The sequence below is a fragment of the Hoeflea algicola genome, from assembly GCF_026619415.1.
Lineage (GTDB): Bacteria > Pseudomonadota > Alphaproteobacteria > Rhizobiales > Rhizobiaceae > Hoeflea > Hoeflea algicola.
This window is the reverse complement of record NZ_JAOVZR010000001.1, coordinates 4,117,972-4,134,590: the sequence shown is the minus strand read 5'-3', so window position 1 is coordinate 4,134,590 and position 16,619 is coordinate 4,117,972. Positions and strand designations below refer to the sequence as shown.

The 16,619-nt window shown below is 59.6% G+C and carries 20 protein-coding genes; 3 read left to right on the top strand and 17 right to left on the bottom strand.

All coding sequences use genetic code 11. The features are described 5' to 3' along the window. Positions 1–19 precede the first annotated feature (19 nt). Positions 20–259, top strand: coding sequence for a hypothetical protein (locus tag OEG84_RS20190; RefSeq protein WP_267655398.1), 240 nt, complete (start codon positions 20–22; stop codon positions 257–259). Between the two features lie 146 nt (positions 260–405). Continuing rightward, positions 406–1,671: a lipopolysaccharide biosynthesis protein gene (locus OEG84_RS20185; protein WP_267655397.1), complete on the top strand. Its 1,266-nt coding sequence runs from the start codon at positions 406–408 to the stop codon at positions 1,669–1,671. 69 nt (positions 1,672–1,740) lie between these two features. Here the strand turns inward: OEG84_RS20185 and OEG84_RS20180 are convergent, their stop codons facing one another. From OEG84_RS20180 to OEG84_RS20160, 5 genes are all read right to left on the bottom strand, one after another. Further along, the gene (locus OEG84_RS20180) at positions 1,741–2,709 is read right to left on the bottom strand and encodes an NAD(P)H-dependent flavin oxidoreductase (RefSeq protein WP_267655396.1); all 969 of its coding nucleotides are present in this window, start codon (positions 2,707–2,709) and stop codon (positions 1,741–1,743) included. 46 nt (positions 2,710–2,755) lie between these two features. Then, a complete protein-coding gene (locus OEG84_RS20175; RefSeq protein ID WP_267655395.1) occupies positions 2,756–2,962 on the bottom strand; it encodes a tautomerase family protein in 207 nt (68 codons plus the stop codon). Positions 2,963–3,327: 365 nt separating this feature from the next. Continuing rightward, complete coding sequence (locus OEG84_RS20170) at positions 3,328–4,206, bottom strand: DUF6492 family protein (RefSeq protein ID WP_267655394.1); 879 nt, start codon at positions 4,204–4,206, stop codon at positions 3,328–3,330. 42 nt (positions 4,207–4,248) lie between these two features. Beyond that, positions 4,249–5,028 carry a WecB/TagA/CpsF family glycosyltransferase gene (locus OEG84_RS20165; protein WP_267655393.1) on the bottom strand — a complete coding sequence of 260 codons (780 nt, stop codon included), beginning with the start codon at positions 5,026–5,028 and terminating at the stop codon, positions 4,249–4,251. Between the two features lie 151 nt (positions 5,029–5,179). Continuing rightward, positions 5,180–6,352 carry a glycosyltransferase gene (locus OEG84_RS20160; RefSeq protein ID WP_267655392.1) on the bottom strand — a complete coding sequence of 391 codons (1,173 nt, stop codon included), beginning with the start codon at positions 6,350–6,352 and terminating at the stop codon, positions 5,180–5,182. A 136-nt stretch (positions 6,353–6,488) separates the two neighbouring features. Between OEG84_RS20160 and OEG84_RS20155 the strand changes: the two genes are divergently transcribed. After that, entirely contained in the window at positions 6,489–7,487 is a 999-nt protein-coding gene (locus OEG84_RS20155) for a glycosyltransferase family 2 protein (RefSeq protein ID WP_267655391.1), read from the top strand. A gap of 108 nt (positions 7,488–7,595) precedes the next feature. On the opposite strand, the gene OEG84_RS20150 is transcribed toward OEG84_RS20155, so the two are convergent. The 12 genes from OEG84_RS20150 to flgK all read right to left on the bottom strand — a co-directional run bounded on the left by OEG84_RS20150 (position 7,596) and on the right by flgK (position 16,614). Beyond that, positions 7,596–8,135, bottom strand: a complete 540-nt coding sequence (locus OEG84_RS20150; RefSeq protein WP_267655390.1) for a hypothetical protein — start codon at positions 8,133–8,135, stop codon at positions 7,596–7,598. Next, positions 8,132–8,503, bottom strand: coding sequence for a hypothetical protein (locus OEG84_RS20145; RefSeq protein ID WP_267655389.1), 372 nt, complete (start codon positions 8,501–8,503; stop codon positions 8,132–8,134). Before OEG84_RS20145 ends, OEG84_RS20150 begins: the two co-directional genes overlap by 4 nt. Before the next feature lie 5 nt (positions 8,504–8,508). Beyond that, positions 8,509–9,102 (bottom strand): rod-binding protein, encoded by a 594-nt coding sequence (locus OEG84_RS20140; RefSeq protein ID WP_267655388.1) that lies wholly within the window; start codon positions 9,100–9,102, stop codon positions 8,509–8,511. Between the two features lie 58 nt (positions 9,103–9,160). Continuing rightward, complete coding sequence (locus tag OEG84_RS20135) at positions 9,161–9,568, bottom strand: hypothetical protein (RefSeq protein WP_267655387.1); 408 nt, start codon at positions 9,566–9,568, stop codon at positions 9,161–9,163. Between the two features lies 1 nt (position 9,569). Beyond that, positions 9,570–10,325, bottom strand: coding sequence for a flagellar biosynthetic protein FliR (fliR, locus tag OEG84_RS20130; protein WP_267655386.1), 756 nt, complete (start codon positions 10,323–10,325; stop codon positions 9,570–9,572). Further along, positions 10,322–12,409, bottom strand: a complete 2,088-nt coding sequence (gene flhA / locus OEG84_RS20125) for a flagellar biosynthesis protein FlhA (protein ID WP_267655385.1) — start codon at positions 12,407–12,409, stop codon at positions 10,322–10,324. Before flhA ends, fliR begins: the two co-directional genes overlap by 4 nt. A gap of 176 nt (positions 12,410–12,585) precedes the next feature. Continuing rightward, positions 12,586–12,852, bottom strand: a complete 267-nt coding sequence (gene fliQ / locus OEG84_RS20120; RefSeq protein WP_267655384.1) for a flagellar biosynthesis protein FliQ — start codon at positions 12,850–12,852, stop codon at positions 12,586–12,588. A gap of 1 nt (position 12,853) precedes the next feature. Further along, positions 12,854–13,255 carry a flagellar hook assembly protein FlgD gene (gene flgD, locus OEG84_RS20115; RefSeq protein ID WP_267655383.1) on the bottom strand — a complete coding sequence of 134 codons (402 nt, stop codon included), beginning with the start codon at positions 13,253–13,255 and terminating at the stop codon, positions 12,854–12,856. Then, complete coding sequence (gene flbT, locus OEG84_RS20110) at positions 13,246–13,695, bottom strand: flagellar biosynthesis repressor FlbT (protein ID WP_267655382.1); 450 nt, start codon at positions 13,693–13,695, stop codon at positions 13,246–13,248. The genes flgD and flbT overlap by 10 nt, the downstream gene beginning before the upstream one ends. After that, entirely contained in the window at positions 13,692–14,039 is a 348-nt protein-coding gene (gene flaF, locus OEG84_RS20105; protein ID WP_267655381.1) for a flagellar biosynthesis regulator FlaF, read from the bottom strand. Before flaF ends, flbT begins: the two co-directional genes overlap by 4 nt. 54 nt (positions 14,040–14,093) lie before the next feature. After that, the gene (locus tag OEG84_RS20100; protein WP_267655380.1) at positions 14,094–15,146 is read right to left on the bottom strand and encodes a flagellar hook-associated family protein; all 1,053 of its coding nucleotides are present in this window, start codon (positions 15,144–15,146) and stop codon (positions 14,094–14,096) included. 4 nt (positions 15,147–15,150) lie between these two features. Beyond that, complete coding sequence (flgK, locus tag OEG84_RS20095) at positions 15,151–16,614, bottom strand: flagellar hook-associated protein FlgK (protein ID WP_267655379.1); 1,464 nt, start codon at positions 16,612–16,614, stop codon at positions 15,151–15,153. Positions 16,615–16,619: the final 5 nt, after the last annotated feature.

Sequence of the window (16,619 nt, the reverse complement as noted above, 5' to 3'; positions counted from 1 at the left end):
GGGATGGTTGCGGCGACGGGTGATTGCGCTCGACAGCAGCATCCGCAGTCGGTCGCGGGGACGGCGCGTCGGCAGCATGATCGAGCAGCGAACCGCGACGGGGGCGTTGCCTGTGCTCTTTGGCGAAATCGCTCATATCCGGCCCAAGGCCACCCCTGTTCGCAAGAATCTCATCTTCGTTAAGCCAAACTATAAATTCATGGGTAACAAATGGTTAATTTTGGTGACCGGCGTGCGGTTTTTACAGGTTATTCCGTGAATTTACGCGATTGCCGTGGCTGCGCCGATCTTTGGCCCGATAGCTCGAAAAACCCCGGACCAAACGCCGAATTAACGAATATCCATTATGGTTTAGGGACTGGAACGACAATGCCGGCTTTGGCCATCCTCCCATAGCGAAGACACATGATTGCGCGCCTGAAGAACCTGACAAGTACCTACAAAGATCTGATCCGCGCCTATCTCTCGATGGTCGGCGGTTCGGTCGGGCGTCTTGTCATATCGCTGGTCTATTTCATCGCCATCGCCAACACCCTGTCGATCGGCGATTTCGGTCTGTTCGCCACAGCTTCGGCCTGCGGGATCATGCTCTCGCGGCTGATGGCATTTGGCTTCGTCTCACCGCTCTACCGCATCGCCACGGTCAAGACCCGGCTGCTCGGCGTCTATACAGCCGGCTTTCTCGGCGGGCTGGTGTTGTCGGCGCCAATCATCACGCTGGCGGCCTGGGCCACCCATTGGCTGATCTTTTCCGGCGAGATGGCGATGATGACGTTTGCCAACATCATCCTGGCTGAGGTGCTGTGCTGGCGGATCATGGAAATCGTGGTGATCGTCAGTTACGGGATCAACCGCTTCGGAGCGGGCGCAACTCTGGTGGTGATTGCCACTGCCTTCAAGACAGTAGCCGCACTCGCCTTTGTCTGGCTCGCCGACGGATCGCTGGCGACCTGGTCCTGGTATTATCTTGTGGCAAACGGCGTGACCGCACTGGTGGCGGTCGGATTCTTCTATCCCCGCGTCCGGCTCCGCTGGCGAACGGCACTCTACACCAGGCGCTGGGTCGACGCGGTGTCGGTGGCAGGAGCGGAAATGCTGTTTTACGTCCAGTCCGAGCTCGACAAGGTGCTGGTGCTGGCGCTGGGCGGGCCGGAGACAGCCGGCATCTACGCGATGATCATGCGGTTGGTCGACCTTACCGCCCTGCCCGTTCGCGCCTTTCTGACGGTGTTGACGCAACGCTTGATGCGGACATCGAAAATGCTCGACGAATTGAAGAACCGGATCCTGCTTGAGGGCGCGGTGACCGCGGTTTCGACCGCCGGTCTACTGGGCATGGCCGGGGTGCTGTGGATTTTCCCCAATGCGCTTGGCAAGAACGTGGCCGAGGCCGCGCCGCTGCTGATTTTCGTGGCGCTGGTTCCGGCCTTCCGCAACCTGATCGAGTACCATTCGGAACTGCTTTATGCGACCGGCCGGACCGTGATTCGGATGGTGGTGCTGGCATCACTGGGGGTGATGAAAGCCTTGCTGCTGGCCTATGTGCTGGGGCTCAACGTCGATGTGGTGATCTGGGTGGGGATGCTGAACGCCGCGTTCTTCGTGCTGTACCTGCAATCGGCGCTGCTGACCTACCGGGCGCTGCGTTCGATCAAGAAGCGCCCGATCTAGATCAGTATGCATTCTGACTAGTTCGAGCGATTCCCTCGGCTCAATGAATCGCTTTGAGCACGACATGGATTAGCGGCCAACCAGCATTCGCTCCGCTTGGCTGATGAGCCCGATTGCTCCCCGTTCCATTTCCTCAACGATCTTCGCCGCGGGTTGTGCGGTACGCACGAGATCAATCCCCTCTCCGACGATTGTCGCAGCAACCGACATATCTCCGGCAGCCGCAGCCTGAATATAGCGCTCGCCCTCCGTGCCGGCAGCATCGCGCAACTGATTGGTGTCACCCGCCCAGCGCTCGACAAAATCGTTGCGCAGGGTACGGACGTTCCAGGTTCCCGGCCATGGCAGGCTGCGCGCGATATCGATGACTGAACTGCGGATCGTATCATCGCCTGAGCCACCAAGAGCAGCGGTCTTGGCATTGGGGTGGGTGAGCGCTTCGTGGCTCGCGAAAAAGGCGGTCCCGCACAAGATACCCGAAGCGCCGAGCATCAGCGCGGCGGCGAGGCCACGCCCATCTGCGATCCCGCCGGCAGCAACAACCGGCACAGTGCCCGCGATGTCAACAATCGCCGGGACCAGAGGCAAGGTGGCCCGCTTGCCACCGTGGCCGCCCGCTTCGGTTCCCTGCGCCACAATGATGTCGGCCCCGGCATCAAGCGCCTGGCGCGCCTGTGCGACGGTCTGAACCTGCGCAATCAGCTTGCTCGCTGTGCGCTTGACCTTGTCGGAAAAGATCGCGAAGTCGCCAAAGGACAAAAATATTGCTTCCGGCGCCCGGTCCAGGGCGAGATCTAGCAATTCGGGTTTTTTCTCCAGTGACCACGCAATGAAACCAATGCCTATACGGGCATTGCCCGCAGCCGCCATCTCAGTTTGAAGCCAGGCGCGGTCGCCATAGCCGCCGCCGATAATACCGAGCCCGCCTGCACCAGTCACTGCTGCCGCAAGTGCGCCCCCGGAAACACCGGCCATCGGCGCCAGCATCAACGGCACGCGAATGTCGAGCATCCGGGTCAGTTCGGTTTCAATACGCATTCTTGCCTCCAGCCGTTGATAGCACTTATCGTTCTACGCCAAGCGATCAGCGCTTGTTTTGTGTCCGGTATTCCTCGACCGGCAATCCGCCAATTCCCCAGTCCTCCAGCTCCACCTCATCGATCACAACAAATGTGCTTGCCGGGTTCTTGTCCAGAACCTTTACGAGCAGGTCGGTCACTCCCTTGATGAGTTCGGCTTTCTGTTCACGGCTTGCACCCTCGCGGGTGATCTTGATGTTCACATACGGCATGTCGTTTTCCTTGGTTGGGTAATGGCAGGATATCGAAGTGAGATACCTTCGATATGACTCTCCATTCGCCGTCAGTCTTCGCAAAAAATTGCAGAAGCAGAGAAATATTTTTCTCCAGTCGCGCTGTGAACAACCGCAGGGGTCCTTTCGGCGCCGGCGAAGTCGAAGGCGCATTGACCGAACTCAGTTGCAAACTGCTGCCGACGCTACCGGCAATTCACGAAATCCATCATCGGAGAACAGAAAATCACAGCTGTCGAGCTGGATCCATATGTCCAACGAGCATCGCTCCGAGGCGGTATAAGCGCCAAAAAAGCCTATCAGTCGCCTCTATCCGAGCAGGGCCACCTGCTGGGACGCCACACCTAGATCGGCGTCACGGCGAAGGCGGCCTTGCGGATTTCCGACAGCGGGTGACCGACAAAAGACTGAACACCGATGGCCACCTGGTCGGGCCTGATGCCACGCATGAATTCCATCAGGCCTTCGGTGGTTTGCGGGAATGTCTCCTTGAACCACAGCACATGCGAGAGTGAGCGCTCGTCGGGGTAATGCCCGGCGCCGCCCTGGACCTCATCGACAAAACGACCGTAGATCATGCATTCGGAGATCGCCCGCGAGGAGATGACCGCCCGGATCCAGCCCTTTCCATTGTGGCTTTCGAGATGATCGAGCAGCGCGCGCGCGGTATCGACCCGCCAGGCAACCATGTTGGAAATGTAATCATGCGCAGGCGCAGGCCGCTGCGGCAATCCGAGGATGTCGCCGGCATGGGCGAGCCAGGCGAGATGGCCCGGCGTGGCATCATGGGCTCCATTATCGGCGCGGAACATGCGTAGCCGATCTTCGCGCCAGAGACCGACGGGGTCGAACGGCCGCACCAGAACAACATCGGAATCAATCGACAACAGGGTCTCGGCGTCGACATGGCGCGCCATCGCCAGACGGCGGATCTGCTGGGCGTGCCATCCACGCAACGGCAGCGAGAACGGCGACAACCAGAGCCGGCGACGGCCCAGGCTCAGCGGGTCGGGGAAAGATCGCAACCAGAACGGAAACAACTCCGCTTCGCTGACGATGGTCCGCTTGCCCCCTTCAAGCGAGCGGAACAGGGCAACGTCGGCCCGTTCGACCAGCAGATAATGGTGCCAGTCACCCTGCATGAAACGGTCCATGCTTTCGCACAACAGCGCGCAGCGATCGAAATCGCCGGCATAGGAAGCGGTCATTACAGCTGTCTTCATGTCAGTTCCAGGCGGCTCTTGAATGTGGTCAGCGAAATGGCGTCAAACTGGAATTCGGGAATTCCGGCTGGCACTCATCAGCTTGTAGCGCAGCACATGCCAGAGAAAAACCGGATTGCCGACAATGTAGCGGCGCCACAGACGCGAAGGCTCGAGTATCAGCCGCCAGAGCCATTCGACCCGCAAGGTGCGAAACGCCTGCGGCGCCCGGGGCACGGCGCCGGAGACAAAATCAAACAACGCTCCCACGCCCATCACCAGCCGGCCATGGCCCTGCCGGATGTGGGTATCAATCCAGACTTCCTGGGTCGGACTGCCCAACGCCACGAGGGTGATGTCGGGATCAATCGCGGCCAGTTGATCGAGGATGGCGGCGCTGTTGGACCTGTCGAAGTAGCCGTCAGAGACCGCATGAAACGTGTGCCAGGGTGTGGCGCTGGCAAAACGTTCAGCCGCCACCTTGAGAATATCGGGGCGGCCGCCGATCAGCGCCACCTTGAGCGGCCGCTGGATATATACAAGCAGCGCGGGAACCAGATCGGTGCCATTGAGATTGGCCGGAAAGGAAGTGCCGTAAAATGTGCGTGAAGCGATATCGACACCGAGCCCGTCGGGCAGCACTTCACACTTCGCGAGCCCCTCGCGGTAGTTGGGGTCACGCATCGCCAGATTGGCGTTGTGGGCGTTGAGAAAATTGACGACGTGTGGTGCGCCTTCGTCATCGACGGATTGTTCCAGCCGTTCAAGCGCCTGGGTCCAGCCAAAAGCCGCAACCCGAATACCCATGATATCACGATGCTCGCCAGTTTCCTTAGTCGTCATGTCTGCTCCAGGCTCACTAGCGTGATGCGGGCTGTTCGCTATGAACCAGCCAATAGAGCGTCATCGCGCTTTCCTGATGGGTATTAACACTTTCTCAAATCGCCTGTACGGCCGTTCTAGCATCTAGGTTAAATCGTTAACTTAGAGTTTGTTAACCAAGATTTTCCCAATTCTGGAAACCACGGCTCAGGCTTTGTGTGAGTTTTGCGAGCTGATGGGCGTGAAAAATACGCCCGTCGCCGTCAAGGTTTTCCCCGGCCCGCGATCGCCCGATCTGACGGATCATGGCCTCGGCGAAGGCAGCAGGATCATCGGCAGCGACGCAATTGTCGGGCCGATCGGAAATGCCGCGCAACGCACTCTGTGTGGCAACGGCCGGCAAGCCCATTTCGAAGGTTTCGATGGTCTTGAGTTGAACCCCGGTGCCGGTTTGCGAGACCAGCGGAACCAGACGGCAGGAACGTACGAAAGCGCGCGCATCGGGGACCCGCCCGAGAAACGAGACATTGGCAGGCGCGGCCGGAATATCCGTGCCAAGACCGCCGGCAACCGCGATTTTGAAGTCATTTGGCAGGCGTGGCGCCACTTCGGCGAGAAACCAGTCAAGCCCGGTGCGGTTGGCAGTCCAGCTCCAGGAGCCGATCAGGCCGGCGTCAAATTCCGGCGTGCGCGGCGATGGCACATCGGGCGATGTCACCGAGGTTACCAGCGGCAGCGCGGTGGAGCGCTCGGCGGAGGCAACGCCAAGTTCGGCGCGGTCGGCCTCGGCCAGCGTGAAAACATGGCGCGCCTGGGCGCACAGGTCTCGCTCCAAAAGCTTCAACAGCCGGGCGTCGCGCCGGTACAGCCAACGGCTTACAGCGGTGCCGACGAGGTCGGCATTATCGGCAGCCGTTCGGGCTTCGACATTGTGGGCGACAAACAGGCTGGGCCAGTCCTTGAGAACGTCCAGAAACGCCCCGGGCAACTGTACCGAATTGAGAATCAGACCGTCGATTGCCTCGAAGGCGCCAAGGGCTGCGCGCAAATCAGTCGGCGTGGCGGCATGCATTTTGGCCACGGACACCGGCTCGCCATGCACAAATGCGTCCTTGAGCCAGAGCGCCTTTTGCAATCCACCGACCCGCGCATTGGTCACTTCGAGTATCCCCAGCAGCCGGGTATCGTCGGGTGCGGCGGGTGTCTGACCGGGCTGCAGGAAGCCTATCACCGAGACCTTGTGGCCGAGCAGCCGCACCGCATCGACAATTACCCGGTTGGCAATGTCATAACCGGATGTAGGAGCCGCCACAGGGACAAGCGAGGAAATGAAAACGAAATGCATGTGCGATCCATTTGAGTAATGCCGGCAAACATACTCCACCGATTTGAAGGGCCGGTTAAACGCTCACATCAAATTCGCAGGATTGGTTTCAGCCAATCTTCAGATTCGCATGCGAAGGTAAGCGTTCATCAACAGGATGATCTGCATGGCGTCTGATCGCACCCATATTTCCGAGCATGCCCGGTCGACCGGCCTTGCCCCCGATGGCATCCGTCTGGTCGTCACGGTGCCGACGTTTCGGCGTCCCGACCACTTGATCGCGACCCTGGCCTCGCTGGAAGCACAGCATAGAGGCCACGACACCGCGGTGATCGTCATGGACAATGACGCGGAAGGCCTTGAAGGCGCGAACGCCGCGGCCGGCTGGTTTGAAACCTCGAAGCTTCAGGGGATTGTCATCGTCGCCCACCAACGCGGCAATTGCCACGCTTACAATGCCGGCTGGGAAACGGCCCTGGCGGAATTTCCGAATTTCGCGCATATCGCGGTGATCGACGATGATGAAATCGCCGGTCCCGGCTGGATCGCCGGGCTTGTCGAGACCGCGCAGCGCTGTGGCGCCGATCTGGTGGGTGGTCCGCAGGTTCCTGTGTTTGCCGACCGGGCGCTCGACCGCTGGCGGCGCCATCCGGTGTTCACGCCGCACTATACCCAGACCGGCACAGTGCCGATCCTCTATTCATCAGGCAATGTGCTGATCGCGCGGCGCGTGCTCGACGCCATGCCGCGGCCATTCCTCGACCCGGGTTTCAATTTCATCGGCGGCGGCGACAGTGATTTTTACCGCCGCGCCAAGGCGCGCGGCTTCACGTTCGGCTGGTGCGCCGAAGCGGAAGTGATGGAAACCCTGCCCGCGCGGCGAGCTGAATTCTCCTGGCTGAATGCGCGCTCGCTGCGCAATGGCGCGATTTCGGCGATCATCGAAAAACGGCAGCGGCCAGGGTTTTCGGGGCGCGCCAGAACGCTGGCCAAATCGCTGGCGCTGTTGGCGGCGTCGCCCTTGCGCGGGATCGGGCTGGGACTTGAGACAAAGTCTGCGGTGATCGGGCTTTATCACAGCCAGGTGGCGCTGGGGCGGTTGATGGCCGAATTCGGGCTGGTCAACGAGCAGTATCGAAACCCCGAAAGCAACTGAGGCGGCGCACGCTCTGGAAAGTTGAAAACCAAGGCACCGGCTGCGACGCAGAGTTTCCTTGCCTACGCAAAGCCCGCTTTAAGGCTTTGATTTAGGTTGCCAACTGAATCAGTGACTTGGTGCAGGTGCGGGTTCTTCGGCGCTGCCTTCGTCCACCAGCGCACCACCCTTCATGTTGCGCTCGCCGCGGCGCATATTGGAGCGGATATCGTCCTTGGACAAAAAGTCGATCTGCTCGACAACCACGTCGTGAAACACTTCGTCGCCGAGTTTTTCGTTAAGCGTGTCGCGAACATGGGCGCGAAACGCCTCCAGGTCGAATTTTTCGATATCGGGGAACCTGATGATCTGCTCGCCCACCAGTGCGGTGTAAAGTGAATCGGTAACAAGAACATCGATCGGAATGGTCAGCCGGGCCGCTTTTGCCGCATCGATCGTGTAAGACAACCGGGTGATGAAATAGCCGTTGACGGAACCGCCGTTGATCACCGGGATCGATGTCACTTCACCGCGAATTGTTTCCAGCCCGCCGAACATGGCCGGAATCGGTTCGGCATTTTCCTTCTTGTTGCTGATCTGGACCGAGAAATAGACCGATGCCAGCGCAACGCCGCAAATCCAGACCCCGGTGATCAGCAGTTTCATCATGACAGGTTGGTTCCGCGGAACTGATTGACCGAATAGGTTCCGTCGGCCTCCGAAGCGGCGACAGATTCCTTGATCATCTCGGTAATGTCGCGCACGGCTTCCATATGCGCCTTGAGCCGGGAGTTGTTGGTGTCGAGCTTGTCCTTCACCGTACCCAGGTGCTCCTTGTGAGCATCCCCGAGTTGGGCCGGGTTGATGTCCTTGAAGAGCATCGTCATGTCGTAGAGGCAACGGCTCTTGGCCGCATTGGAGCGGACCAGATCGTACTCCTGATCGCTGCCAATGGCCGCATTCTCAGCGTCGATCACGGTTTCGAGCCGCGTCAGCACAGTGTGGAAACGGTGATCCCGGAATGAAGGGTCAGACATGGCTTTCAGGCCCTCCGCGCGGCAGGTTGGCGGTCGGAGGCCGCACTATCGTTATCAGTTGGAGCGGCAATGTCGGCGAGGATCTGCATCTGGGTCTGATTGACCATGCTGGCTGCCCGATTGGTCACGTTGGAGCCGATGGCGTCAGCCGATTCCGGCGGCAATCCGGGGGCAACCCGGTCGGCGAGCATGCGCGCGGCGATGCCGATGCCGCCGCCCTTGGCAAGTGCGGCACCCAGTTGCTCGGCCATCATGCCCTTCCAGACTTCGCCGGCTGTGCCCTTGCCGTACATCTCTTCGGCGTCCTGTGGCAGCATCGCACCGATGAAGTTCTGCAGGATCATCGCTTCGAAACGCTGATAGGTCTCCTTGATCTGATCCGGAGTGTGATCGGGCTTGGCTGCCGCGGGAGCGGGCGCCAACACCCCGGATGGATCGTTCGACGCCAGCAACTGGCGTTCGAAGGCTGGAGACCTGGCGGCGATTTCGGTCTTGCGTGCCGATGCCGCCTCGAGCATGGATTCGGCCTTCTGCGCCACCGCGGGGTCAGCCGCGCGTACCACATCCAGAATGAGATCGGTTGCCGTTTGAATGGACACGAAATATCCCCGCCGCGCGAATTTGAGAAACAGTCAATTGCACTCTGACCGATGAAGCTTACGCTGGCCTTGTGCCGGTGGTGTGTGCTGCAAGCGAAGCTTCCAGCAGATCCAGCAGGGTTTCGTCCGCGGCGACGCGCTCCTCGCCTTCGGCGGCCTCGGCGGCCTGGGTTTCCAACCGGTCGGCCTTGGTCTTTTCGGTAAGCACCCGACGCTCCTGCACGGATTTCATGCCCGCAAGCTGCTGCGATCTGGCCGACAACTTTTGAAACCTCAGAGCGTAATGGTGCGACATCGCCGCATGCACCGGATCGAACGAGCCTACCGCATCGACCAGTGCCTGCTGTGTGGCATCGGTGGCGGCCTGCACACGCATCGTGTCGGACAGATCGTTTTCGGCCATGCGCTCGATCTGTCGCTGAACGCGAACCAGACGGGCAAGCTTGTCGGCGCGCGACCCCGCCATCTCAACGCAATCCCAGAAACAATGTTTCGAAGCCATTGGTGAATTGCATGAAGAATTCGGTCGATCCGAAGAACAGCAATATCAGACCGCCAAACAGGATGAAGGGAATCGAGATGAAGTAGACCGGGATCTGCGGCGCCAGCTTGTTGACCATGCCGATGGAGAGATTGAACAACAGGCCGTAGACCAGAAACGGGCTGGCTAGCCTCAGCACCAGCATGAAGGAACCGGCGAGCGTGTCGGTCAGGGTCCGCAAGGCCATCTTCGGGTCAAACCCGGTCCCCACCGGCATGAAGTCGTAGGAGCGCACCAGCGCCGAAATCACCATATGGTGGAAGTCGGTCAGGAACAGGACCAGAATGGCTGTGAAGCTGATCAACGAGGTCAGTTGCCCCTCCTGCTCGGCTTCGAGCAGGCTGCCGCCGGGCGCCGCGTTGAAGCCGATCGCCATCGAAATTCCGGTGCCGGCAAATTGCAGCGCCAGCACGATATAGCGCGCAATCAACCCGAACGTGACGCCGATAAGAAGCTCCACGGCGACCAGTGCGATGTAGATCCGCTGGCCGGTATGTACGGTCGGGTAGAGCGTATCCCAGAGCACAGGCAGCAACGCCATCGAGATCGCAAGCGCAATGAACAGGCGGATTTGCAGCGGAACCCGGAAGCTTGAAAATCCCGGCAACACCATGATGCAGCCGCCGATTCGGCAGAACGCCGCAAACAGCGCCAGGATGGTGCCTTCGGGGTCCTCGATCACGAGATCGAGCCGAGCAACTTTATCTCGATGCCCTTGGCGATTTCGACATGCGAGAGAACTGGCAGCGTGGCGAAGATCCGTTCAATGATCATCCGCACATAGGGCCGGGAGTCAGGCGAGGTGACGAGCACGAACGGAACCCCCTTGTCCATCTGGGTGCGGATTGCGGTGGTGGCCTGCTCGGAAAACTCCTCGAGCATCCGCGGATCGATGTCGAATTCGATGACTTCGCCCTTGGGATCGCGCCTGAGCGCCTGGTGGAAGGCCAGATCCCACTTGTTGCCGAGCCTGAGGACATTGAGCTGGCCGTTGCGGGCGATATCGCCGCACAGTTGCTGGGCCATGCGGATGCGCACATGTTCGACGATCTGCTCGGTCTTGCGCACATGCGGGGCAAGTTCGGCGACGGCCTCGAGTATGAGGTGCAGGTTGCGGATCGAGACCCGCTCTGCCAGCAGCAGCTTGAGTACTGCCTGGAAGCCGGAATAGGACATGTGCGAGGTGCAGATCTCATCAGCCAGCTTGCGGTATTCCGGATCAAGCCGTTCGATCAGGATCTTCATGTCCTTGTAGGACAGCAATTGCGGCAAGTTGTTGCGAATGACCTCCGAAAGATGGGTCAGCACCACCGAAACATTGTCGATCGGCTGGAAGCCCTCGCGCTTGAGATCCTCGGCAAAGTTTTCAGGCACCGACAACGCCGGCAGGCCAAAGGCGGGCTCGCGGATTTCGTCGCCGGGAATGGCGGGGCGGCGCGGGCCGGCAAGCACCACCATCAGCTCGCCGACGCGCAAATCGTTGGCTGCCACCGTGGTGCCGTGAATGCGGATCTGGTAGCTCTTGTCCTTGATCGAGATGTCGTCGGTGACCTTGATTTCCGGCACCACGAAGCCATACTGGGTGGCGAATTTCTTGCGCATCTTGGCAACGCGGAAGGCCAGTTCCTCGTGCGAACCGAGCAGCTTGGTAGCAACCTGCTTGCCCAGCACCAGTTCGATTTCGGCGGTCTTCAGGATGGATTTGACGGAATCCTTTTCCTTGTCCTTCTCGGCCTGTTCGGAACGGTGGACTTCCTGCGCCTCGGCACGCGCCTTGATGTCGCGCTTACGGGGAATTGCCCAGCTTGCAAACGCCATGCCGCTGCCAAGCATGAAGAAGGGAAAGAACGGCAATCCCGGCATTAGCGCCAGCAGGAACAGAAGCCCGGAAGCCGCAAACAGCGCCCGCGGATAGCCGCCGAGCTGGTCGATCACCGCTTCGTCGGTCGAACCTAGCTGACCGCCGCGCGAAACCAGCAGACCGGCGGCGAGCGACACGATCAGTGCCGGGATCTGGCTGACCAGGCCATCGCCGACGGAAAGGCGGACAAACACATCGGCAGCTTCGCCGATCTGCATGTCATGGCGGGCATAGCCGATGATGACGCCGCCGAACATGTTGATGCCGGTGATCAGCAGGCCGGCAATGGCATCGCCACGAACGAATTTCGACGCGCCATCCATGGACCCGAAGAACGAGCTTTCCTGCTCCAGTTCACGGCGCCGGTCGCGGGCCTCGACTTCGTTGATCATGCCGGCGGAAAGATCGGCGTCGATCGCCATCTGCTTGCCGGGAATGGCGTCGAGGGTGAAGCGCGCGCCAACTTCAGCGATACGCGTCGCGCCCTTGGTGATGACGATGAAATTGACCGTCACCAAGATCAGGAAGACGATCACGCCGATGACGAAATCGCCCGACATGACCATTTGCGAAAAGCCGCCGATCACTTGTCCTGCCGCATCCGGCCCCAGATGGCCCTCCGACAGGATGACCCGGGTGGTGGCGATGTTGAGCGACAGCCGCATCATCGTGGCAATCAGCAAGATGGTGGGGAATGAGGAGAAATCGAGAGGTCGCCGGATCCACAGGGCGACCATCAGGATCAGAACCGAAAACGAGATCGAAAACGCCAGACCGAGATCGATCAGGAAGGCGGGGATCGGCAGGAACAGAATGGAAAGGATGACGACGATGCCGAAGGCAAAGCCCATGTCCTTCCCTTGAAAGGCTGTCTTCTGGATCGCCAGCGCTTGCGGGTCGGCCATGGTATGCGTAGCTCCGAATCACAGCGCCGGCATCATGCCGGTGCATTCGTCACTTCGACCGTAGGATGCGAAGCTTGCGCGAAGGTGGCAGCAGGATGCACTCGACCACGAACCGGGGAGCGACGTTTGTCGGCACAACCCCGGGAACGCGCGTACAGTGGCCCGGACGAAACCGTCTAGAAGCCCGTTTCGATGCGCTGAAACACGATATTGGTGAAGGTGGAGATCTGCGAGCCGACAAACGGCGCCGAGATTGCAACCGTTATCAGGATGGCGACAATCTTTGGAACGAAAGTCAGCGTGATTTCCTGAACCTGGGTCAGAGCCTGGATGAAGGCGATGCCAACACCGACAAACATCGCCACGAATACCGCCGGACCGGAGGCGACCAGCACGGTCCAGATCGCGGCCTGGACAATATCAAGGGCGTCGGCTTCGTTCATCTTACTTGATGGTCACGCCGTTGGTGACCGCAAGTTCGTCACCGGTGTCGAGTGTGGCTACCAACCCATTGGCAGACACGGTGACTTCCTGGACGATGCCGGAAACCTCGCCGTCGTGGCTGGTGAGCGTGCGCCCGATGATCGATCCTGCCTGGGTAAGGTTGGACGACTGCAGCAGCATCTCGAGGTTCTTGTTGGTCTTGATGGTCTGTTCCACCTGGCTGAAGGTCGCCAACTGGGCGATCTGCTCGGTGGCGTCCATCGGCTCGGTCGGGTCCTGGTTCTTCATCTGCTGAACCAGCAGCGTCAGGAAGGTATCATAATCGAGGCCTACCTTACTGGCGGCGGCATCGGCTGCCGAAGTGGCCGTCGCGGTGCTCGAACTGACTGGATTTACGTCCATGGGGCCAACTCCTTGCGAATTTTCTCGATCGCGCCAGCGGGCATCGCCGAGGTGTTGAGGATTTCCTCTTCGACCGGATACAGCGCGCGAATGGCCTTGAGCGCTTCAAAGGCGCGCCCCTGGGTCACCATGCCGTCAATATGCTTGAGTTCGGTAAGGACCTCGTCATTGGTAAAGCAGGTAAGCAGCATCACCACCGATTTGCGGAACATCACCATCGCCTGGTCGGCGCCTTCGGGATTGATCAACATCATCTGCACGATGAAATAGAGCTGCTTGAGCGGCGTCACCGCCTGTTCGGGCTGGAGCACGTGGTTTTCCAGCAGGAAAGTCACATCATTGAGAAACTCAAGCGCCACCTTGCGATCCACCCGAAGCACCGCCCCATTGATGAAAATGCGTTCGCCCGCCTTGAGGGAAATGCGCAGTGAGCTTTTCATTTCAGCCCGTCCCTGATGATGATCGAGATGTCGATAATGCCCTGGAAATTGTCGGACTGGCGCAGCCGGATCCGCTCAGACTCCTTGATCACCCATATGCCTATGGAAATCAGGTTGGCTCGAAGCTCCTGCTCCAGCTGATTGTCGGGCGAAGCCAGGTCCTCGACGAAGCGGACCCACAGCCTGCTGACAAAATAGACTGCATCGATGGCGTCACGCGATTCAATGCCGTTGGCCTTGGCCACCTTCATCAGGGAGATGGAATGATTGATTGCCTCACGCTCGCGTTCACGCGCTTCGGCAACGCCATCCTCCTGAACATCCGCATAGGAAAACTGGTACATTCAGACGCCCTTCATGTTTGTCCAATAAGTCCCCGGAAACCCCGGGTAATGCACTTATAAATAGTTCATCAGATTAAGTTGCTGGATCCGGGCGGTGAGTGTGTAGGACGTCTCCACCTGGGCCAGCAGTGAAGTCATGCGCGTTGATGCTTCGTAAGCATCGACGCCTTCGATGTCGCCTATGTGCAGATTGACGATGTTGATCTGCGATTGCAGCGAGACATTTGCCTTGGTGACCCGATTTTCCGATACACCAAGATTTCCGCGCTGGTTGTCAATCCCGGTCACGGCCAGCCCTGCATAGTGGATGGCGTGGGTGTTGACGGAGCTACGGACCTCACTTGAAATTGGTGAATTCAGCAACTCCATACCGATCACCGCGGCGAGTGCGAAATTGCGCATGCCGCTGGAATTGGCGTTGGTGCTGGATTCCACCACTTCGCTGTTCTGGATGCGACTGGTAATATTGGTGTCCGAAGCGCTTGACCAGTTGGCGTTCCAATCCGGTCCTGTAAACGCGGGCTCAAGCACGTTGACGATGAAATCGTCCATCTGCGCGACCGTGATGTTGGCGGCAGCGGGATCATCCTGCGCGAACGTGAAATTTGCCTGGAACAGAGCGTCGAACGCCGCCTTGCCGGTCGAGCCTGCCGCCTGATAGTCGTCCAGCGGCTTGACGTCGGTGTTGATGCCGGAAAACAGGTACTCGCCGTTCGAAGATGTATTAACGCCCGTGGTGAAACCATTGAGCGCGGTTTCCACGTCGCGCCGCGCAATCGCCAGCCGATCGGCGTCGTCGGCTCCGTTGACAGAGATGAATGCTTCCAGCATCTGCTGCGCACTGTCGGACATCATCCCAAGCGCGGCCTGGGATGCCGACATGCGTTGAGTGACCAGCGCGTTGGAATCGAGGATTGTCTTCATCCGCGACACATCGCGATTGAGCGAGATGCTGTTTGATGTCTGGGCGCCCAGTGCAATGCCGATATCGGCATAACGGCCGCTCACGACTTCCTTCTGCAACTGCTGAATTTCGCTCTGGCCACGGCTGATGGTCAGACGCATTGCGTTCTGGATGGCCAAATTTGAAACGAAACTGGTCTTCATGGTCCTACCTCACCGCCGCCAATAACTCTTGCAGCATCTCATCAACCGCAGAGATGAGCCGGGCGGACGCCTTGTAGGACTGCTCCAGCTCCAGCAGCATCGACATTTCCTCATCGAGCGAAACGCCGGTCTTGTTGGAGAGCGCTTCCTCGGTTCGGTAACGCAATGCCTCTCGGGAGACTGCCGCCGAATTCGCTTCGCTGCGGTTGAGTTCAAGCCAACCGACGGAATCGGCTGCAAACCCGGTAATGCTGTCGGAAACGGAGATACCGGCGGACGCATCGAAACTGATCGGCGCATCGAGCGCCAGAACGAAGGAATCGAGCGCGTCGGAGTAGCCCGCGGCGCCGGAAGGATTGGTACTGTAGGCGGCACCATTGATGCCGCCATCACGCAGCAATTGCGGATTGCCGCCCTGTGACGAGATCAGCGCCGGGTTGACCGCAATGGTGGCGGCGATACCCGGGACGACGGCCGCACCGGTCGGCACCATCACGCCGCTCCAGGTAAAGAGGCCGGCCCGGTCTGGCAGGGTCGGGACCGCGGATTGGTCCTTTTCGGAGAATGTGACAACCAGCGCACGAGCTATTTCGTCGAGCTGGTTCTGCACCACCGGTGCAACTTCGTCGCGGACCTGAATCAGGGCCTGCAGCGATCCTTGCGCGGATGTGGTAGCCCCAGCACCGGCTGCCAAGGGCACGCCGTCAACATAAACCTTTTTGCCCTGGATCGAAGCCGAGAAACCAGCCGAACTTTCGAAGGTGACCGGCCGCGCCACGGTTTCAAACAGGGTTGTGCCGCTGGCGGTGTAGAGCGCCATGTCGTTGCCCGAACGGGTGACCGGAGTCACACCGATAATCGAGGAAATCTGTTTCAGCAGGCCGTCACGTTCATCGAGTTCGGCGCTGACGTCACGCCCAGCCTGGGTGCCAGCGTAGACGCCTTTGTTGGCAACCTCGAACCGGGACAACAGTTCATTGAGGGAGTTGACCTGCCGATCAATCTCCTGATCGGCATCGAGCCGAACCCTCTGTACCGCCGCGGAGGCCTCGCGAAGGCCGTTCGCCAGGGTGCTGGCGTCGGCGATCGCGGTTTGAGCCAGTGTGGTTTCGCCGGGCTTCGCGGCATAGGTGGACAAGGTGTCCCGCATGTTCGCTATCAGCGTCGCCGGCGAATTCTCGTAGTCATTGCCGCCGAGAATTTCCTTGAGATTGGAGAACCCCGTCAGCAAGGTTTGCTGCGCGCTTGAAGTTGCCATGCCGGTGATGCTCTGACGGAACAGGACTTCGTCCTGCGCTCGCTGGATGGACACGACCTGGGCGCCGTTCAGCGATGTCGCCAGCGCCGCATTTCTGCGGTTATAATCCGGATTGGAAGCATTAGAGATATTGCGCGAGACATTGTTGGTCTGCGTCGCGATATTCGACAGTGAGTTTTGAGCCGCGTTAATCGCCGATGACAATGACATACTGT